The sequence below is a fragment of the Sphingomonas sp. LH128 genome (assembly GCF_000293195.2).
Taxonomy (GTDB): domain Bacteria; phylum Pseudomonadota; class Alphaproteobacteria; order Sphingomonadales; family Sphingomonadaceae; genus Novosphingobium; species Novosphingobium resinovorum_A.
On the sequence record NZ_ALVC01000052.1, the window covers coordinates 1 to 18,569 of the forward strand.

General features: G+C 62.5%; 18 protein-coding genes and 3 pseudogenes. 18 read left to right on the forward strand and 3 right to left on the reverse strand.

What is annotated here, in order from left to right; all coding sequences use genetic code 11:
• Nucleotides 1-62: 62 nt before the first annotated feature.
• The 9 genes and pseudogenes from LH128_RS04990 to LH128_RS05030 form a co-directional block, all read left to right on the forward strand.
• A pseudogene (locus tag LH128_RS04990) lies at nt 63-379 on the forward strand (transposase); the annotation flags it as partial.
• 268 nt (nt 380-647) lie between these two features.
• A complete protein-coding gene (locus LH128_RS04995) occupies nt 648-1,148 on the forward strand; it encodes a sigma-70 family RNA polymerase sigma factor (RefSeq protein WP_236727521.1) in 501 nt (166 codons plus the stop codon).
• A 69-nt stretch (nt 1,149-1,217) separates the two neighbouring features.
• Nucleotides 1,218-2,222 (forward strand): FecR family protein, encoded by a 1,005-nt coding sequence (locus LH128_RS05000; RefSeq protein WP_008828490.1) that lies wholly within the window; start codon nt 1,218-1,220, stop codon nt 2,220-2,222.
• Nucleotides 2,223-2,467: 245 nt separating this feature from the next.
• Nucleotides 2,468-5,473 carry a TonB-dependent receptor gene (locus tag LH128_RS05005; protein ID WP_008828491.1) on the forward strand — a complete coding sequence of 1,002 codons (3,006 nt, stop codon included), beginning with the start codon at nt 2,468-2,470 and terminating at the stop codon, nt 5,471-5,473.
• A gap of 109 nt (nt 5,474-5,582) precedes the next feature.
• Entirely contained in the window at nt 5,583-6,362 is a 780-nt protein-coding gene (locus tag LH128_RS05010; RefSeq protein WP_008828492.1) for a Slam-dependent surface lipoprotein, read from the forward strand.
• Between the two features lie 89 nt (nt 6,363-6,451).
• The gene (locus tag LH128_RS05015) at nt 6,452-7,969 is read left to right on the forward strand and encodes a surface lipoprotein assembly modifier (protein WP_083910106.1); all 1,518 of its coding nucleotides are present in this window, start codon (nt 6,452-6,454) and stop codon (nt 7,967-7,969) included.
• A gap of 187 nt (nt 7,970-8,156) precedes the next feature.
• Nucleotides 8,157-8,762: a biliverdin-producing heme oxygenase gene (locus tag LH128_RS05020; RefSeq protein ID WP_008828494.1), complete on the forward strand. Its 606-nt coding sequence runs from the start codon at nt 8,157-8,159 to the stop codon at nt 8,760-8,762.
• Nucleotides 8,740-9,168: a DUF454 family protein gene (locus LH128_RS05025; protein WP_083910108.1), complete on the forward strand. Its 429-nt coding sequence runs from the start codon at nt 8,740-8,742 to the stop codon at nt 9,166-9,168. The genes LH128_RS05020 and LH128_RS05025 overlap by 23 nt, the downstream gene beginning before the upstream one ends.
• Nucleotides 9,165-10,049 carry an energy transducer TonB family protein gene (locus tag LH128_RS05030; protein ID WP_327195062.1) on the forward strand — a complete coding sequence of 295 codons (885 nt, stop codon included), beginning with the start codon at nt 9,165-9,167 and terminating at the stop codon, nt 10,047-10,049. Before LH128_RS05025 ends, LH128_RS05030 begins: the two co-directional genes overlap by 4 nt.
• Before the next feature lie 50 nt (nt 10,050-10,099).
• On the opposite strand, the gene LH128_RS05035 is transcribed toward LH128_RS05030, so the two are convergent.
• Nucleotides 10,100-10,936, reverse strand: a complete 837-nt coding sequence (locus LH128_RS05035) for a 2-keto-4-pentenoate hydratase (RefSeq protein ID WP_008828497.1) — start codon at nt 10,934-10,936, stop codon at nt 10,100-10,102.
• 129 nt (nt 10,937-11,065) lie between these two features.
• Between LH128_RS05035 and LH128_RS05040 the strand changes: the two genes are divergently transcribed.
• The gene (locus LH128_RS05040) at nt 11,066-11,863 is read left to right on the forward strand and encodes an IclR family transcriptional regulator (RefSeq protein ID WP_069709351.1); all 798 of its coding nucleotides are present in this window, start codon (nt 11,066-11,068) and stop codon (nt 11,861-11,863) included.
• On the opposite strand, the gene LH128_RS05045 is transcribed toward LH128_RS05040, so the two are convergent.
• Entirely contained in the window at nt 11,844-12,743 is a 900-nt protein-coding gene (locus LH128_RS05045) for an AraC family transcriptional regulator (RefSeq protein WP_327195063.1), read from the reverse strand. The two genes, LH128_RS05040 and LH128_RS05045, sit on opposite strands and share 20 nt — an antisense overlap.
• Nucleotides 12,744-12,873: 130 nt before the next feature.
• Between LH128_RS05045 and LH128_RS05050 the strand changes: the two genes are divergently transcribed.
• Genes LH128_RS05050 through LH128_RS05065 form a run of 4 tightly spaced genes read left to right on the forward strand, consistent with a single transcriptional unit; the run spans nt 12,874 to nt 15,607 of the window.
• Nucleotides 12,874-13,617, forward strand: a complete 744-nt coding sequence (locus LH128_RS05050) for an SDR family NAD(P)-dependent oxidoreductase (protein ID WP_008828500.1) — start codon at nt 12,874-12,876, stop codon at nt 13,615-13,617.
• Between the two features lie 13 nt (nt 13,618-13,630).
• Nucleotides 13,631-14,026 (forward strand): VOC family protein, encoded by a 396-nt coding sequence (locus LH128_RS05055; RefSeq protein WP_008828501.1) that lies wholly within the window; start codon nt 13,631-13,633, stop codon nt 14,024-14,026.
• A 1-nt stretch (nt 14,027) separates the two neighbouring features.
• The gene (locus LH128_RS05060) at nt 14,028-15,017 is read left to right on the forward strand and encodes a saccharopine dehydrogenase family protein (RefSeq protein WP_008828502.1); all 990 of its coding nucleotides are present in this window, start codon (nt 14,028-14,030) and stop codon (nt 15,015-15,017) included.
• Nucleotides 15,018-15,037: 20 nt separating this feature from the next.
• A complete protein-coding gene (locus LH128_RS05065) occupies nt 15,038-15,607 on the forward strand; it encodes a DNA-3-methyladenine glycosylase I (protein ID WP_008828503.1) in 570 nt (189 codons plus the stop codon).
• Here the strand turns inward: LH128_RS05065 and LH128_RS34995 are convergent.
• Entirely contained in the window at nt 15,517-15,945 is a 429-nt protein-coding gene (locus LH128_RS34995; protein ID WP_202950087.1) for an SDR family NAD(P)-dependent oxidoreductase, read from the reverse strand. The genes LH128_RS05065 and LH128_RS34995 overlap by 91 nt on opposite strands.
• On the opposite strand from LH128_RS34995, the gene LH128_RS05070 reads away from it, so the two are divergent.
• The 4 genes and pseudogenes from LH128_RS05070 to LH128_RS05080 all read left to right on the forward strand — a co-directional run.
• Complete coding sequence (locus LH128_RS05070; protein ID WP_008828504.1) at nt 15,927-17,528, forward strand: SulP family inorganic anion transporter; 1,602 nt, start codon at nt 15,927-15,929, stop codon at nt 17,526-17,528. The two genes, LH128_RS34995 and LH128_RS05070, sit on opposite strands and share 19 nt — an antisense overlap.
• A gap of 2 nt (nt 17,529-17,530) precedes the next feature.
• Nucleotides 17,531-18,160 carry a ParB-like protein gene (locus LH128_RS05075; protein ID WP_008828505.1) on the forward strand — a complete coding sequence of 210 codons (630 nt, stop codon included), beginning with the start codon at nt 17,531-17,533 and terminating at the stop codon, nt 18,158-18,160.
• A gap of 61 nt (nt 18,161-18,221) precedes the next feature.
• Nucleotides 18,222-18,441, forward strand: a pseudogene (locus LH128_RS34345) (ArsR/SmtB family transcription factor); the annotation flags it as partial.
• Nucleotides 18,442-18,451: 10 nt separating this feature from the next.
• Nucleotides 18,452-18,569: pseudogene (locus LH128_RS05080) on the forward strand (arsenate reductase); the annotation flags it as partial.

Genomic DNA, 18,569 nt, shown 5'->3' on the forward strand with positions numbered 1-18,569 from the left:
AGAGGCCCACCGGACCCTCCCGCGCCGTCACGTCAAAATCATGCCAAATTCAGCCGGTTCTTCGAGGCGTCCAGCTTACATCGCAGGCCTTTACCAGCGTACTGCGCGAGGCCGAGGTTCGCATCAGCATGGATGGTCGGGGGCGTTGGATGGACAACGTCTTCATCGAGCGCCTCTGGCGATCCCTGAAGTACGAGTGTGCCTATCTCCATGCCTTCGAAACCGGATCTGGTCTTGCCCGGTGGATTACCTTTTACAACTCCTTGAGGCCGCACTCGGGTCTGGCCGGACAAACCCCGGCAGAGGTTTATGGGCGGATCGCGCAATCAGATGATGGGGGGCATGCCCCCATCATCTCATAACCAAAATGGCGGCATGAACGGCAAATGGGATTAGCTTAACTCAGCCGCCAAACTGTCCAAGAAGGCGGGACCACGTCAGACTTTGAGCGGCAAGGACGGGTCGATGGCAGGATGGCAGCAACGCGCCCCACATGCCGTCGGTCGGGCTTGGCGCCAATTTCGTATGGATCGCTATGAAAGAATCTTCGTACTCATGAACGTTTTTGCGATTGGTTCGCAAATTCCTAAGTGCTACTGAGCATCTCATCATTAGAGTTGGCGGGGGCGCGACATCGGGTGTCTAAAGTGGATACCCTTCAGGTATTTCTCGCGGCAAAGGCGGAGCTTCTTCGTTACGCCACGAGGATAACCGGGGATTCTAGCGAAGCAGAGGATGTGATGCAGGAGGCCTGGTTGCGCTTCCGCGCAGTTGCAGGCGCGCGCCAGCTTGAGGAACCTCATGGTTATCTCGTTCGGATCGTGGGGAACCTCGCTCTCGACAGGCAGCGCCAACAGGGACGGGCGAACCGGCTCTTCATACCCGATGGGGGAGGGCTGGCAGGCTTTGTACCGAGCGATGAGCCATCGCAGCAGGCTGTCTTGGAGGCCAAGGACGAACTGGAACGGCTTCGCTTAGCCATGGAGAGATTGCCGGCACGGACGCGCCGGGCTTTCGAGATGCACCGCTTCGACGGTATGAAGTTGATCGAAATCGCCGTCGAACTAGGCATCTCCAAAAGTGTCGCATCCGAACTGGTGATCGATGCCGTCGAGTTCTGCAAAAAGGCGTTGAAGCGCAGGCACTGACCTCGTTTGCAGAAAGTTCCGGAATTTCAGGAGTGCCGTTCGTTTAATGCGTAAAGCAACGACAAGCATGTGCCGCTCGGCGGCGCACCACAGGACAAGGCGATGAGCGGGAACGAGGAGGTGGAGCCAGAGCGGGGCGATCTCAGCCGCCAGGCCACCGCGTGGCTGGTGAAACTTAACGACCATCCCGAAGATGATGGGCTGCGCCTGTCTTTCATAGACTGGCTGAACTCGAGTCCGGCCCATCTCGCCGCGTGGGAAGAAACCACGCGGGTCTCCCTCCTGATGACCGCTGCTGGACCATCGCGAAAAACGCGGACCTGGATACCGCCATCCTTGGCGCGCGCGACGTTGCGGAGCAGGAACACGCTGGCATCCACCGCGATCGCCCTCGCTTTAGGCTGGGCGATCGCGCCTGGTCTCTGGCTTCAGCTTCACGCGGACGAGACGACCGGGACTGGTCAAGTCCGTCTCGTGACGCTGGAGGATGGAAGCAAAGTCCATCTGGCGCCGGATTCGGCCATTGCCTTTGTCAATGGCGCAAATGGCCGCAACTTAAGCCTGCTGCGCGGAGAGGCCTGGTTCGATGTCGCGCGCGACACGGCGCGTCCGTTCAGGATCGAGGCCGGTGCCAGTTCTATCACCGTTCTGGGCACTGCCTTTTCCGTTCGAAAGACCCAGCGTGGCGCAGATGTGGATGTTGCACGCGGCAAGGTCGCGGTGATCCTACCAGAAGACAAAACCCCCGATAGGGTGTTTTTGACAGCGGGACAGTCGCTAACGACTGACGCGGCGGGCAGGGCCGTGCGCGGTGCGATCCGTCCTGACCGAGTGGCCGTCTGGCGCGAGGGCATTGCGATCGTCGACGACCAGTCGATCGCAGACGTGATCGACCGCATCCGTCCATGGTACAAGGGCTATATCGTCGTTCGGGGAGCGGCGCTCGCCGAGCGCCGCGTAAGCGGCATTTACGATCTAAGCCATCCCGACCAGGCGCTTGAAGCCCTGACACGGGCGCATGACGTGCGAGTCGTCAATGCTTCGCCCTGGGTACGCATTGTCACGACCGACTAAGTTTTTTGTGCCCCTCCCATTTTTTTCCGGAATCCATTTCAGCTGGCACGTTTAAGAAGTGCAACTGCGTCGCAATAGCGACTCAGGTTGAGCGTACGATTTAGACGGAAGGAATGCACGAGGTGGGTTCGGGGGGTATTTTCCAAGGGTTTGTAAATCGGCGGATCTGGACGAGCGCGCTATTGGCTTCAGGGGCCGCCGCAGGGCTGAATACACCGACGCATGCGCAAGTGCAGGAAGCACGTGTGCAGACGCCTCGCAACTTCGACATTGCAGCGCAATCGCTGGTCGATGCCCTGGCGGACTTTGGTCGCCAGTCCGGGCTTCAGGTCAGTATGGACGCGGATCAGGTGCGCGGGATCTCGGCACCTGCGGTGCGCGGCACCATGAGCGCCTCGCAGGCGCTGAACAGGCTCCTGGCTTCGACGGGCTTTGCAGCGCGCATCGACGGCAGGATCGTGTCCTTGCGCCGCATTGCGGTGTCGGTGCCCGACCAAGGGCAGGGCGAGACGGTTGTCCTGGGTCCCCTACGGGTCGAAGGCACGGGCGATGTTGCCGTCGCCGCACAGGAAACCGGCGCCCAGCGCGACGAGCGACGCAAGGACGAGATTTACGACCGCGATGTTTCCTCCACTTTCGCAAGCCGCGAAGAGGTGGAGCGTTATCGCGGCACCAACACGGCGGACGTGCTCAAGGGCATGGTTAACGTGTTCAGCGGCGACGCGCGCAATGGCGGCGCGCTCGATCCCAGCATTCGCGGGATTCAGGGGCCAGGACGGGTCCCGGTCATCATCGATGGCACCGAGCAGGCGCTGACGGTCTGGAAGGGCTATAACGGCGCGGGGAACCGCAGCTACATCGATCCCAGCCTGATCTCCGGCATCCAGGTTCTCAAGGGGCCGGTGTCCACGCGCGGGGTCAACGGATCAACTGGCGGCGCGGTGGTCGTCAACACGCTCGACGCAGCCGATATCCTGAAGCCCGGCGAAACCTTCGGTATCGAACTGAAGCTGGAAGGCGGCAACAACTCGACCAACCCGCGTTGGCCAACACTGCTGACCGGGCAAAATCATCTCGACGTTCCGGGGTTTCCGACAGGTTTCTCGGCCAGTTTCCCCTACGGCGATCCTTCGCTGCGCGTGAACCTGCGGACCAAAGACGATAACGAAGCGTTCTCGGCCGGCGACCGGGCGATCCGGATCGCGGCGGCGGGGCGCATTGGCGACCTTGAGCTGTTCGGCGCTTATGCGTTCCGAGAGCGCGGCAACTACTTCTCGGGCACGAACAAGGCCGACTATTACCAGCAGGAAGGCCTTGCTCTGGGCGCGACTACCTATGTTCGCGTGCTGGGTCTCCATTACGAGCCCGGCAACGAAGTGCCGAACACATCGAGCGAACTGGAATCGGTGATGCTCAAGGCGAAATGGAACATCGCCGACCACCAGGCGCTGCAAATCGGCTTTCGCGATACTGGGTCGCGGTTCGGGGAGATCATGCCTTCACGGATCATGACGACGGGCGATGGCTATACCTTCGGCAATATCCAGTGGCCCGAAAGCAAGGTGCATGCCCAGGCCTGGAACGCCGAGTATAAATGGCAGCCCGACAGCCGTTTCATCGATTTCAAGGCAACGGCTTGGCTGACGGATACCGTCAGCGATACTTATAGCGCGGGCGGCTTTCCCAATGCGGCCTCGACGGCCAATCCCATCATCGTCAACACAGCGCTAGCCAATTCGCGTAACGATCGCTTCGGCTTCAGTGCGAGCAACCAGTTCAACCTCTCATCGAAACTGAGTTTCGTACTGGATGCCAACTGGCAGCACGAGAAACTGCGATCGGACGACGATTACCTGCTCTACACGGATTTTGGCTCGCGCGCCTATCCGCGCGAAGGGCGCCGCGAGGAGTATCGCATTAATCTGAGCGGCGAATGGAAGCCTGTCAGCTTCCTGAAGCTCAATGCGGGCCTCGCCTATACCGGCTATTGGGCGAAGGACGATTTCCTGCCCAAACTGATCGAAGCCAGTGGCGGCTCGATCCTTCAGTCCTATGCTTTCAAGAGCACGACGAGTTACCAGACGTCGGAATTCGGGGTCGAGGCGTTCGAAGCCTGGCGCAGGGCCGAACTGGCCAGCACCGGTGCCTCGCAGGCGGCAATCGACCGGGCCGTGGCGAGGCAGGTGGCAGCTTATGCGGCCAATCCGTACGCATTCGAGGTAACTCATGCCGGATCGGACTGGGTGCCGGATGCGGAGGGGAAGTATAGCCGCGCCGGCAACATCTGCATCAACGGCTATCTGGACTCGATTGCCAATTATACCACCGGGACATGTGTGGTCAGCCCGGTAAACGAGTTGATTTCCATCACTGAAACCAAGCGCAAGTCCGGACCTGGCTGGGTACCAAGCGCATCGGCGACGGTTTACTTCAGCGACAGCAGCCGCGGCTATGTCCGCTATGCCGAGGCGCTGCGCTGGCCCAGCATGTTCGAGAGCACGATCGGCTTTTCCGCGTCGATCAACCCCTTCCAGAACTTGAAGCCGGAGCGCATGAAATCCTGGGAAGCCGCTTTCATACAGGACCTGCGGCCGCTTTTCGGGCTGCGCGGCGAGGGCCAGCGCGCCGACGTCAAGCTCACTTGGTATCATAACACCACACATGACGTTATCGAACGTACCAGCAACCTGCTGTTCAGCAATCTCGACAGGCAGACCATCGCCGGCTTGGAGTTGCAGGCGCGCTTCGATAATGGGCGCTTCTTCACCGATATCAGCGCCGGTCATATGACCAAGAACCAGGTCTGCGATGAAGACGTGGCAGTGCGAATTGACACTGCTCGCGGCTATCGTGTGCCGAACTGCGTCAAATATGGTTTCGTCAGCAGCTTCCTGCTGACCCAGGCCACGCCGGAGACCAGCGTGAACTGGAACGTCGGTGGACGCTTCTTCGAGCGACGTCTTGAGGTTGGCGGGCGCCTGACCTGGTATAGCGCCTACAAAAATTCCGACCCGCTGGAGGAATGGACCACTGGCGAGACGTGCGTCAGCGGGTGCGCGCTCAACATCCCCTACACATGGGGCGAGATCATCACGTTCGACGCTTATGCACGCTTTCGCCTCAACGATCGGTTCAGCGCCGAACTGGCCGGCACGAACCTCAACGACCGCTATTACATGGACCCGCTTTCGCGCTCGATGCTGCCCGCTCCGGGACGGACGGTACGACTGAGCCTGACAGGCCGGTTCTGACACGGGATTCAGGGCCGCCACCGCATCTGCCATCTGCAAACGGGATGACGGCGGCGACCCTGGACAAGAGCACCTGATGGTCAGGTGCTTTGATCGCAGGAGAACTAGAATGAAATTCGTTCATCTCAAAGCCATTGTTGGCGCCATGACCGTTTCCTTCGCTCTCGCGGGGACCGCACAGGCGCAGATCGTTTCCGATACGAGCGACTCGGCAAAGGTCCAGATCGGAGTCAGCAACGTCCCGTTTGGGCCTCATACGATCGGGAAGGTCGGAATCTCCGTTCCGGCTATCGGGCCCGGCACTTTTTTCGTCGATTTCGAAGGTCTGCAGGGGACGGCTACGCCGACAGCCAACATCGTGACCACGGTAGACAACCCGACCGGCACCACCACCGATCACTCGAAATATGGTCGTTTCGATTTCTCGAAGGTCGATGGTTATGACGTTTACTACGGTGAATGGAGCCAGACCGGCAGTGCATCGGCCGGCGACCACACCGTCTATTTCGGCGGCACCGGCGCCTCGACGAACGCAGCCGTGAATGCGCTCACCGGGACGGCGGTCAACTATAACGTCTACGGTGTGAGCAACTATGCCGGGAATGGTCAGCTGAGCGGGACTTTCACCGCAAACTTTGTCGACGACACGCTGACCGGCTCAATTCAGTCGGCCAACTACAAGGTCGATATCGGCACGGCCGACATCCTGGGTTCGACGATCACCGGCGTTGACGCGCAAGCGTTCAACCTTTCCACCAGTTCCACGGTGCCGGTCGCCAGCAGCGGTATCGTGAGCGGCCAGTTCTTCGGGTCTGCGGCCCAGGCGCTGGCCGGCATCGTGGAGTTCAGCAACAGCCAGTACGATACCGCCTTTGGCGGCAAGCAGTGATCGCGCATCTGTGAACACCGAGGTCAGGGCCGGGCTTTCCCGGCTCTGGCCTTTCTTGCGCGAAATCACCGCAGAGATCGAAGCCTAACATGCCGATTTTGAATTTTGCCATTGCATCGCGTTGTCGAACGGGTCTGACAACGCTTCTGTGTGCCGCCGCTCCATGCGTTTCGGTCCCTGTTCTGGCACAGAGCACAGCGGAACAGGATACCAGGCTGCGCCTTGATCAGGAGTTGCAGGGGCAGGAGCGCAAGACAGAGTCCCGGCTTCTCGAAGATGCCGACGCGCTGGACGGGCCCCCGACGTCGCTGGAGATCGACGGCAAGACTTACGCGGTAGGCGATAATGTCGATGAGATGGGACAGGCCCTCTATATTGCGATCCGGCGCCGCATATGGAGCGAGGGTCGCCGTTTTCTGACGGCCTATGAGGGATACACAGATCGTGATCCCAAACTCGTGCTTTTCGCCAAGGGCGCGCTTGCGCGCCAGGATCGCAAGCTGGGTGAAGCCGAACGGCATTATCGTGCACTGGTGGAGCTCGACCCCGATCTCATGTCGGGCCAACTCGAACTGGCGCGGGTCTTGTTCGAAAACCGCAAGGACCGTGAAGCGCAGGGCGCCTTCCGGCAGGTGCGTGAACGCCTGGTTGTCGATGGCGACAGATCGACGGGGGTGGTCCGTACCGTAGACGCCTTTCTCCTGGCGTTGAGACAGCGGCGGGGCTGGCAAGGCAATATCGCCATAGGCCCCAGCTACAGCACCAATCTCAATCAATCGTCCGAAAGCTACACCTGCCTGCTGGCGACCAGCGACGGCAGTTGCCTGTTCGACCGGCAGTTGCCCGATGCGGTAAAGGCCATGGGGATCAGTTTCGAAGGCTCGCTCAACCGCAGCATTCCGATATCGGGCCATCACGGTTTGCGCGCCCGCGCGCTCCTTTTCGGCGATGTGTACCCAAGTGAACATGATTACTCGCAAGCCAGCCTCATCATGCGGCTTGGCTACCAATATCAGTCTGCGCGTGACACGTTCTCGCTGTCGCCATCCTTTGACATTGGGACGTTAGGTTCATCCGTCCTCTACGATGCCTGGGGCGCAAATGCCGAGTGGCAGCATACCCTGTCCCGTAAAGTACTGCTCCGGCTTGAGGGCAATTATCGCGACTATCGCTACCGGCAGCGCGGTTTCAGTTCCCAGGATGGCCCGCTCATCGATACCAGCCTGACCGCGTGGTATACGCCGGCGCCGGGATGGACGGTGTTTGGCGGCCCGGATCTTGCCGTGAAGGACACTCCGGCGGCCACCAACGCCTACCGGCAATGGGGCGGGCGCTTGGGGATCGGCAGGACGCTAGGCAAAAGCGCCAGCCTTCTTCTTCTCGGTTCCTACCGGCATCGCGATAACCGCGCCTATAGCGCCGTCTTCGCCGCCAAGCGGAGCGATGACCAGTTCAATGCCACGGCGATCGCGCGCTTCCCCGGTTTCGCTTTCGCCGGGCTGACGCCTGAGGTTGTGTTCCAGCACAATCGCGTCGAAAGCAACATCGACTGGCTCTATTCCTACAAGCGCACCACCGCCAGCGTGAGGCTGAGCCGTGCGTTCTAGCTCTCCCGATGCGCCATTCCGAAATCGGGCAGAAGGCCGATGTTCGGGCCCTTCCCGCGCGGAACCATCTTCCCACCGATCCGAGCTTCACACCCTCATCGGAGACGATCGGAAAGGGGGGCGGCCCAAAAGCAGGGCCGCTCCGGTATCCTGCTCATCAGACAATCAACCAGACAGGGAATTGCCCATGACCGTAGCGACGACCGAACATCCCATTGATGAGCAGAGCCGCGCCAAGCGGCTCAAGGCTTTTACCCGCGGTGTCCATGAGGGTGTGGACCACTCGATCATGTCCGGGTTCTCCTTCGCCAACCTTGAACGTTACAAGCGCTTTCTGGGCATCCAGTACCTGTTCCACCGCGACGTGGCGGCTCTCTACGCGCAACCGCACCTTCAGGTGGCCTTTCCGGACCTCATGAAGCGTTGCCGTCTCCCGCTTGTCGTGGCGGACATGGAGGATCTTGATGTTGCAGCGCCCATATCAGGGGCGCCCAGCTTTGCTGCCGACACGCTGCTTGACCTGGGAACCGCGCTGGGCTGGCTTTACGTCGCCGAAGGTTCGAACATGGGGGCAGCGCTGCTCCGCAAGGAAGCGCAGAAGCTGGGGCTGTCCGACGATCACGGTGCGCGGCATCTCGCGCCCGCAATGGAGGGCCCGGCCGCGCATTGGCGCGCGTTCACCTCCGCCCTTGATGCCGTGATCCTGACCGATGCGCAGGAAGGGGATGCCAATGAAGGTGCGCTGGCGGCTTTCGCGCGGGTACAGGCGCATGTCGATGCCCGTCTTGGCTGAGGTAACGCACCGCGAACTCCTCCGGCGCGGACGGGCAGCCCGCGCCGGATGGCTCGTCCTGGGTTCGATGCTCGTTGCCCTTGGCTTCATCGGCATCTTCGTGCCGCTGCTTCCCACGACCGATTTTCTTTTGTTGGCGCTGCCCTGTTTTGCACGCTCGTCCCCTCAGCTGGAAGCCTGGTTGCTCAATCATCCTCGTTTCGGGCCGGGGCTACGCGCATGGCGCAAGGAGCGCGCGGTACCACGCCGCGCCAAGATCGCGGCATGCGCGGGCATGGCGGCAGGGTTCGGATTGTTCTGGTTCCACGTCCGGCCGGGTCCGCTTTTGTCTGGAGCAATCCTGGCATTCCTGTTGTTCTGGGCATCATGGATCGTTCGGCGACCGGAGCTAGGAGAGCGACCATGAGGCCGGGACGCTATCGCAGAGCCCAGCGTGAAACAAACAATACCGAAACGCCTGTCTCTGAAGGCTATATTGCCTTCCGGCCCTATTATCCCGATCGACCCAGGCAAAGGAGCGACGCGATCGGATCGGCAGCGTCAGGCGTTCGGTTCGAAGAGGTGCCGTGCGCTTACGCGCGCTATTGTGAGCAACCGATGGACTGGCGCACGCGTCTCGCCGGTTTCGGGAGCACGGCATCTCTGTTCGCGCTCATGCTAGCCGCAGCCTTGTTCACATGGAAGGCGGTTCGCTCGCCGGTTGTCTCGACGACACGACCGCTCACGGTCATGGAACTGGCTCCGCTGGCCGCGTCGGCAGAGCCTGTCCGGGAAGTCGCCCCTGGTCCGCAGCAGGTCGAGAGCCAAGAGGCGCGACCCGTTGTAAAGCCCGAGATCGTGATTCCGACGCCCCTGATCCGGCTCGTCCCGCCACCCCTGTCGGCTACAGAAACGCACGAGCCGCTTGTCGAGGTGATTGATCCCGGTCCACCGGTTCCCGAAACCACCGCTCCCAAGAATATCGTCGCGCCCACACCCGCAAGCCGCGTTTCCAACAACGCGCAGCCCAACTGGGAGGGGCAGATACTGGCGCACCTGGAGCGGTTCCGCCGTTATCCAGCGCGCGCGCGCGCGGCTCGCCACCAAGGGACCGTTCTTGTTCGCTTCGTCATGAACCGGGCCGGCATGGTGCTGTCATCCCAGATCGTCCAGAAGTCGGGCTCGCGCGACCTCGATCAAGCCGCGCTGGATACTCTACAGCGGGCACAGCCGCTGCCTGCGATACCCAAGGAAAAACCCGATAGTGTCGAACTGACCGTTCCGGTCGATTTTCAAATAAAGCGATAAGCGAGTCTGGATTGTTGCTCCTGGCTGTCAATCGACGCGCAAACAGGGGCCTAACTCACATTCCCTGCAATTCGGATCATGCGGGTGCCATAAGCCTGGCCTTGAGCAGGTCGATGTTGGCGCGCGTGTTCGCCGATGCCGCCGACCACGGCGCGCACCTGATCTCCCGGCGAGAGAGGCACCATCGGCCCCAGTGCGCCGGTAAGCAGTATGTCGCCTGCCTTGAGCGGATCGCCCCGTGCCGCCAGCGTGCGTGCCAGCCAGGCGGCCGCTTCGAGCGGATGGCCGAGGGCGGCAGCGCCAGCGCCGATCGATGCGATCGCGCCGTTCACCGTCATCACCATGCCGCAACTCCACAAGTCGCGCCCGGCGATCGGAACGCCTTCCTCTGCGATCACGAAGAAGGCGGACGATCCATTGTCCGCCACGGTATCGGCAAAGGTGATCTTCCAGTCGGCGATGCGGGAATCGACGATCTCGATCGCGGCGTGAACCGAGCCCGTCGCCGCGCCCACCTGCGCGGCGGTGGTCGTGTCGTCCGGCAGGTCGCGTGCCAGCACGAGCGCGATCTCGGCTTCGGCCTTCGGCTGGATCGTCCGGGAAGCCGCGAGGCGCCCGCCATCAGCGATGCGCATGTCATCGAACAGGACGCCGAAATCCGGTTGATCGACCCCGAGTTGTAGCTGGACCGTCTTTGCCGTCAGCCCCGCCTTCCTGCCGACGATGCGACGGCCCTGTGCCTGCCAGTGACGCGTGTTGATCTCCTGCACGGCATAGGCGCCCGCCGCATCCACCGGCTCAAGTCCATCTCGTAGCGGCGGTACGGCGCCCGCGACGTATGCGTCGCGCAGCCTTTTCGCCAGGCTCTCGTGCGGTGTTTCGGTCATTACCGATGGTCTCCCTCTCGCTTGCCGTCGAGCATAGATGCGCGGCATGACTTGCGCCAGTTGGCTAGCAGGTTTACTTCTCACAATATGAGAAATGGAATGCCACGCCTTTCATCTTTCGAGCGGGCAATGGACTTGCTGGAAGCGGTCCTGGTCGATGGCGGGCGCAGCCGCGCCTCATCGCTTGCGGGCGGTCTCAATGTGCCCGTGGCAACCATGCACCGGCATCTTGCCGCGTTGCGTGACGCAGGGTTGCTGACGCCGGTTGGAGGCGGGCGTCATGTTGCCGGCCCGCGAATGCTCGCCTTCGCGGGCCGGATCAGCGTGCCGGAGGTGCTGTCCGGTATCGGCCGCCAATTGTTGCCCGACTTCGCGAGGCGACTGGACTGTGTGGTTCAACTGGGCACTCTCGACGGCGATATGGTGACGTACCGCGTCAAGGCGGGCGGCGACTTGTTCACGAAAGTGGGGATGCAGCTGGAAGCCTATTGCTCCGCGATCGGCAAGGTCCTGCTGGCGCATCTGCCGGACGGGGAGCAGGCCCGCTATCTGGAGGCCGGTCCGTTCGTTCAGTTGACTGCGCATACGATCACCGAGCCACGCGCGCTTGCGAAAGAGTTTGCTGCGGTGCGCCGGTTGGGTTTCGCCTGTGACCGTGAAGAGATCAGCGAAGGGCTGGCATGCATCGCCGTGCCGCTGCGGGATGCGAACGGCATGGTCGTCGCGGCGATTTCCGCCTCACGGTCGATCGGACCAGGCCATTCGGTGGACTTGGAAGCAGCGTTGCCGTTGCTGGAAGAGGCGCGAGGCGTGTTGGAGCAACGGGCCTTTGGCCGGTCGTTCAATGGTCGATTTATCATTCTCAGGTATAGCCGTGGCGTCCAAGCTCTTGATGTGGTGCCGCCAGCTACGGCCTCTTCGAATTGACCCTGCCCACAATCTGCAGCGTATCCTTCGATGGTGGCGTCCCGAAATAGCGGGCATACTCCCGGCTGAACTGGGTCGGGCTTTCGTAGCCTACGCCGAATGAAACCGAGGTCGCGTTTCCCTCTCCGGCGATCAGCAACGACCGGGCATGCAGCAACCGAATCCGCTTCTGATACTGAAGCGGACTAAGCGCCGTGACTGCCTTGAAGTGCCGGTGAAACGCGGAAACGCTGAGTGCCGCCATCGCGGCCAGGGCCTCGACTCTCAGCGGCCTGGTGAAATTCTCACGTATCCATTGGATGGCGATGCTGACGCGCGAAAGCGCGGTGCCAGGCGCAGCAATGTCACGCAGCATCCAGCCATGCGGTCCCTGGAGGACGCGGTAGAGGATTTCACGTTCATAGGCGGGAGCCAGAGCAGCGATATCGGCGGGGCGCTCCATCAGGCGCAGCATGCGCAGCCAGGCGTCGAGCAGTTCGTCCGTCACCGGCGCAATCGAAAAACCGGGGCTGTAGAGATCGCCTCCGGCAGGTTTGGGCAGGTCGGCCAGCAGGTTCGCAACGATCGTCGGCTCCAGCGTGAGGCTCACTGCCAGATAGGGCTCGCCGGTCTCGGTCGGGTGAACCGAGCCCACCGCCGGAAGGTCGATCGACATCACGAAGTAGGTGGCCGGATCGTAGCGCAGAGTGCGGTCTCCGACCGTCATCGTCTTCGATCCGGTGAGAATGAGGTTGATCATCGGATCGTAGACCGCCGCCAGTTGATGTTCGGGAATTTCGCCCTGCACCATCGCGACCCGGGGTATGCCTGTGTCGGTGCGCCGGTTCTCGGCATGCGCGGCCAGGCGGCGCAGTTCGGTAAGGTTCGCGTTCATGCGCATGACCATCTCACGCGCAGTTCACCCGGCCAAGTCAAAAGCAGAAACAGGCATGGATCGAAGAGGATCCGGTGAGCGCCGTCCGGCTCGTCGGCGTAGTTCAAGGCTCGACAACATCGCGAGGAACTACCCAATGAAAATCGTCATCATCACCGGTGGAAGCCGGGGCATCGGTGCCAGCGCCGCCCGCCTTTGCGCCAGGGAAGGCATGGGGGTGATCCTCACCTACAACAGCAACCCCGCCTGTGCCGAGGCCGTCGTGGCCGGGATCGAGGCGGATGGCGGCAAGGCGGCCGCACTGAAGCTCGACGTCGCTGACACCTCCGTGTTTCTCGCCTTCCGCGATGCCGTCGGTGCCGCGCTGAAGACCCACTGGGGCCGCGAGGATTTCGACGGCCTCGTCAACAACGCGGGTTACGGCGTCTTCAATCCGATCGCGACGGTCACGGAAGCGGAGTTCGACGGCCTGTTCGCCGTGCACCTCAAGGGACCGTTCTTCCTGACGCAGACGCTGCTGCCGCTCATGGCCAATGGCGGGCATATCGTGAATGTCGCCAGCGCCACAACCCGCGTCGCGACCGCCGGTGTCGCCCCTTACGCCAGCTTCAAGGGCGGGCTCGAAGTGCTTACCCGCTACATGGCGAAGGAGTTCGGGCATCGCGGCATCCGTGCCAATTCCATCGCACCGGGCGCGATCCGCACCGATCTGGGCGGCGGTCTCGATGACGAGTTCGAGGCCATGCTGGCCGGGCAGACCGCGCTCGGCCGGGTCGGCGAACCGGACGACGTCGGCGGTGCCATCGCGGGGCTGTTTTCCGATCACAATCGTTGGGTCAATGCGCAGTCGATCGAAATCGCCGGCGGCTACATCATCTGAACGGGAGAGCCACATGCTCGATCACGTCTTCCTGTCGGTCAGCGATCTCGATCGCGCGGTCGCCTTCTACACCGCCGTACTGACACCGCTGGGGATCACGCAGCGGGTCGATTACGATGGAAAGGACGGCCCTCCCGGGCATCCGGACCTCAAGGGGTTCGGCAAGGACAACCGGATGGCTTTCTGGTTGCGGGAGGGCACCGTCGAGGGCAATGCGGCGCATGTCGGCTTTATCGCCAGTTCGCAAGCGGAGGTGGATGCCGCCTATGCCGCCGCCATCGCCGCGGGCGCGACCGACAATGGACCGCCCGGCCCCCGGCTCTATTACGATCCACGCTATTACGCCGCGAACGTGCTCGATCCGGACGGATACAGCCTCGAATTCACCTACAAGAACTGGCAGCACTGACATGACGAAACTGATCATCTACGGCGCGGCCGGGTACACCGGGCGCATGGTCTGCGCTAACGCGAAGGCGCACGGGCTGGACTTCGTGATCGCCGGACGAGTGAAGGACCAAGGCAGGCTCGAACTGCTCGCCGCGGAACTCGGCGCGGAGTACCGGCTGTTCACGGCCGACGATCGCGCCGCTGCGCACGCGGCGATGGACGGCATCGGCGTGCTGGTGAACTGCGCCGGGCCTTTCATGCACACGGCTGAGCCGCTGATGCGTGCATGCCTGGCAGCCGGAGTCCACTATCTCGACATTGCGGCCGAGATGGACAGCTACCGGCTTGCCGAGACGCTGGATGCTGAAGCCAGGGCGGCGGGCGTCATGCTGTTGCCCGGATGCGGCGGCAGCGTGGCAATGCTCGGATCGCTGGCCGGACACGCGGCTAAGCGGGGTGCCGCTCCCATCAAGCTTCGCATCGCGCTGCATGTCACCGGCGGCTTCTCGCGCGGGTCGGCGGTCAGCGCCAGCGAGAACGTGACGGCGCAGACGCTCCACCGCGTCGACGGCGCGCTGGTCGGCCGCAATGCGGATGAGGTCCGCGCCTTCGATTTCGGCAAGGGCCCGGCCATGGCCTTCCCGGTGACGCTGCCCGATCTCATCACGATCTGGCACTCCACGGGCATCCCGAACATCGAGACGTTCGTTCACGTGTCGGAGGGCGCCTTCCCCGAGGGCGATCTGGCGCAAATGCCGGATGGTCCCACGCTGGAACAGCGCGAAGCCAATCGCTACCATGCGGCAGTGGAAGTGACGGGTAGGGACGGAACCGTGGTTCGCTCGCTGCTCGATACCGTAAACGGTTATACCTTCACGACGATCGCCGCGGCGGAAGCGGCACGGCGGGTCATCGGAGGCGAGGCGCGGCCGGGCTTCCAGACCCCGGCCACGCTGTTCGGGAACGGCTTTGCAGAGACAATCGCCGATACGCATATAGTCGATCAGTGACGCGACAGGAGGAGCCGACTATGGACGACAAGCAACGCTGCGGCTGGGCGGGATCGAACCCGCTTATGCAGCAGTATCACGATACCGAATGGGGCGTGCCCGAACGCGATTCCCGCATGCTCTGGGAGACGCTGATGCTGGAAGGTTTCCAGGCCGGACTTTCCTGGGAGATCATCCTGCGCAAGCGCGAGGCGTTCCGCGCAGCCTTCGCCGGGTTCGATCCTCAGAAGGTCGCCCGGTTCAACGGGCAGGATATCGAACGCCTCATGGGCGATCCCGGCATTGTCCGGGCACGAGCCAAGATCGAAGCGACGATCCGGGGCGCGCAAATCTACAACGAGATGCAGGATCGCGGCGAGGATTTCGCCGCCTATTGCTGGTCCTTTACTTCGGGCACACCGATCGAGGGCAAGGTCACCGATGCGCAGACCGCGCTGTCGGCGATCCTCTCGAAGGACCTGAAGGCCCGAGGCTTCAAGTTCGTCGGGCCGACGATCGTTTACGCCTGGATGCAGGCCGTCGGCATCACCAACGACCACGTCCCCGCCTGCTTCCGCAAGGCGCAGATTTCAGGCCAGACCCGGCCCTGATGCTTCAGACACCGCGCGCACCCTTGGAGAAAATAGGCGAGCACATTGACATTGAACTGCTTGTGAAAGGTGTCTTGGGTCAGGCTATCGGCCATCTCGAACCGCGCGACGGCGGCATTGTTGACAACAATATCCAGCTTGCAGTGCTGCGCAATGACGCCATCGAAAGACGGGTAGAATGCTTCGGAACTGGCTGGCCCAGTGCAGTCATGCAGCAACCGATATTCGATCGCCAGGTTTGGGCAGGCCGTAATCCGCGCTGGCGATTGCCCCCCGGTGATGTCGGCATTACACGGAATAGCCGGGAGGAGGCAGCGCGATGCAGCAATCGATCGCACGGAACGTGGTGGCTGGGCTATCCGTGGCCGGCCTCGTCCTGCCCGAAGGGATTGCCTATGCCGGGATAGCGGGCCTGCCCCCCGGTCGCGCGCTGGCAGCCGGAATCGCCGGTGGGCTCGCCTATCTGGTCGTCGGTCGCAGCCGCTATGCCATCGTCTCGCCGACATCCTCCTCGGCCGCGATCCTTGCCGCCGCGCTGATCGGCCTGAATGCAAATGCTGCAGACAGGGGAATGATGGCGACGGCGCTCACGCTGATTGCGGGCGTTATATTCCTGGGCCTTGCGGCCTTTCGGGTCGGCGGGCTGTCCGACTTCATCTCCCGCCCCGTCCTGCGCGGCTTCACCTTCGGACTGGCGATCACGATCATCATCAAGCAATTGCCCAACATCGCAGGTGTACGCGTTGATGGGGGTTCCATCCTCTCGGTGCTCGATGGCCTTGGGGCACAGGTCGGGCGCTGGCACTGGCCGAGCATCCTGATCGGAGTGGGCGCGCTGTGTGCTTTGCTCTTGCTGCGCCGCGCGCCGCGTATTCCTGCTGCCTTGCTGGTGATCCTTGCCGGGATCGCACTGGGGCAAGCCATGGACCTGTCGGCATGGGGCGTGGCGGAGGCGGGACCGGTCGCGCTCGCCTTCTCGGATTTACGTCTGCCCGACGATTTTTCGACATGGGCGCGCCTGACCCAGTTGGCCGCTCCGATCGCGCTCATCCTTTTTGCCGAAAGCTGGGGCACCATCCGCGGCCTTGCATTGGCGCATGGCGACAGCGTGAACCCTAATCGGGAACTGGCCGGGCTCGGCCTTGCCAACAGCCTTTCTGCCCTGGCGCACGGCATGCCGGTGGGCGCGGGCTTTTCCGCCGGCAATGCCAATGCGAGTGCCGGCGCGACCGGCCGCATGGCTGCTTTGACGGCCAGCCTGGCGCTTCTGGCCCTCGCTCTGTTCGCGACGCCGCTCATCGCCCATATTCCGGAGCCGGTTCTCGCCGCCGTGGTGATCGGCGCGCTGACCCATGCTCTCTCGCCCGCGCCGCTGCTCTGGCTGTTCCACCTCCAGCGGGACCAGTGGGTGGCAGTGACGGCAACACTGGGCGTGCTGGCACTCGGCGTACTCAACGGCATGCTGGCGGCCATCGCGTTGTCGATCGTCGAACTGCTCTATCGTCTGTCGCATCCGTCCTTCAGCGAACTGGGGCGAGTGGGTGATGGCCATGACTTCGTCGATCGCCAGCGCCATCCCGACACATCGGCGCTGCCGGGTATCATAATCGTCCGGCCCAACGCTCCGCTGATCTTCGCCAATGCCGAGAGCGTGCTGCGGGCCATGGCCGACAGAGCGCGGCAGAGGAAGCCTGGCACATTGATCCTGAGCCTGGAGGAGAGCGACGATCTCGACAGCACGGGCGTAGAGGCGCTGGGCGAGTTTGCCACGGCCTTGCGTACGATAAACTGTCGCCTCATCCTGGCCCGCGCGCATGACCGGGTGCGCGGAATATTGCGTGCCAGCGGACAGGATGAACTGGCATCCACCGGCACCTATAGCGTTGCGGACGCCGTCGCTTTGGCGTTGAAGGAGAACTGACGATGTCGATCGCGACCCTCATCCAGCCGATACTGGACCCGGTGAAGATCAGCGACCTGCGCCCTACCCAGATGACAGTCGGCATGCGCGAGGTGGAGCGCAAGGCGCGAGCTTGGCGTGAGCGGCCGCACGACGAAGCCGGGCGCTATCTGGGCGAGCGCATGATCCCGGCGGTGATTGGCCCCGAAAAGCGGCCGTGGATCGTCGATCATCATCATCTTGCGCTGGCGCTGCATCTGGAGGGCGTGGAAATGGTGCTGATCTCCATCCTCGCCCGGCTCGATCATCTGCCAAAGAAACGCTTTTTCGCTTTCATGGACGCGCACAACTGGCTGCATCCTTATGATGAGGAAGGGCGCCCCTGCCCATGGAAGGATATTCCGCACCATGTCGGGGGGCTGATCGATGATCCCTATCGCTCCCTGGCCGGCGACGTGCGAGAGGCAGGCGGCTTCGCCAAGACGCAGACGCCCTATTCGGAATTTCTCTGGGCGGACTATTTTCGCGATCACATCCGCAGGAAGGCGCTGGACAGCGAATATCCAGAGGCGGTCGCACACGCGCTGATCCTCGCGCGTGAACGGGATGCCCAGCATCTGCCCGGGTGGGCCGGGCAAAGCCCGATCCGTTGAACTGGAAGTTAGAGCGGTTTTCGATCCGGTTACACGGGATCAATCGCTCTAAGGCTGCGCACTGGTCGAGTCATCCGGGCCGGCCCAGAGCACGTTCTCGACGCACCTCGCCGTGATGGTGAAGGCAGGGCTGGTGTTCTCCGAGAAACGTGGCCGGCAGCAGATTCAGCGCGCCAACCTCGACGCGCCGCACGAACTGAATGGTGTGTCTGGCCAAGGATTGCTGCCAGGGGCGCGCCGAACTGTGCGAGCCGCTTCTGGCCGAACTCACCTGCTGCTGAAGAGGCAATAATGACCGATATTGTGATCTATCATAACCCGCTTTGCGGGACCTCTCGTAATGCCCTGGCCATGATCCGCAATGCGGGCATCGAACCGCATGTGATCGAGTATCTCAAGACGCCGCCCA

Excerpts from the sequence above, each read along its gene's own strand:
- LH128_RS05010 (WP_008828492.1), top strand. The coding sequence starts at position 5,583 with ATGAAATTCGTTCATCTCAAAGCCATTGTTGGCGCCATGACCGTTTCC.
- LH128_RS05015 (WP_083910106.1), top strand. The coding sequence starts at position 6,452 with ATGCCGATTTTGAATTTTGCCATTGCATCGCGTTGTCGAACGGGTCTG.
- LH128_RS05020 (WP_008828494.1), top strand. The coding sequence starts at position 8,157 with ATGACCGTAGCGACGACCGAACATCCCATTGATGAGCAGAGCCGCGCC.
- LH128_RS05025 (WP_083910108.1), top strand. The coding sequence starts at position 8,740 with ATGTCGATGCCCGTCTTGGCTGAGGTAACGCACCGCGAACTCCTCCGG.
- LH128_RS05030 (WP_327195062.1), top strand. The coding sequence starts at position 9,165 with ATGAGGCCGGGACGCTATCGCAGAGCCCAGCGTGAAACAAACAATACC.
- LH128_RS05035 (WP_008828497.1), bottom strand. The coding sequence starts at position 10,936 with ATGACCGAAACACCGCACGAGAGCCTGGCGAAAAGGCTGCGCGACGCA.
- LH128_RS05040 (WP_069709351.1), top strand. The coding sequence starts at position 11,066 with ATGGACTTGCTGGAAGCGGTCCTGGTCGATGGCGGGCGCAGCCGCGCC.
- LH128_RS05045 (WP_327195063.1), bottom strand. The coding sequence starts at position 12,743 with ATGCGCATGAACGCGAACCTTACCGAACTGCGCCGCCTGGCCGCGCAT.
- LH128_RS05050 (WP_008828500.1), top strand. The coding sequence starts at position 12,874 with ATGAAAATCGTCATCATCACCGGTGGAAGCCGGGGCATCGGTGCCAGC.
- LH128_RS05055 (WP_008828501.1), top strand. The coding sequence starts at position 13,631 with ATGCTCGATCACGTCTTCCTGTCGGTCAGCGATCTCGATCGCGCGGTC.
- LH128_RS05060 (WP_008828502.1), top strand. The coding sequence starts at position 14,028 with ATGACGAAACTGATCATCTACGGCGCGGCCGGGTACACCGGGCGCATG.
- LH128_RS05065 (WP_008828503.1), top strand. The coding sequence starts at position 15,038 with ATGGACGACAAGCAACGCTGCGGCTGGGCGGGATCGAACCCGCTTATG.
- LH128_RS05070 (WP_008828504.1), top strand. The coding sequence starts at position 15,927 with ATGCAGCAATCGATCGCACGGAACGTGGTGGCTGGGCTATCCGTGGCC.
- LH128_RS05075 (WP_008828505.1), top strand. The coding sequence starts at position 17,531 with ATGTCGATCGCGACCCTCATCCAGCCGATACTGGACCCGGTGAAGATC.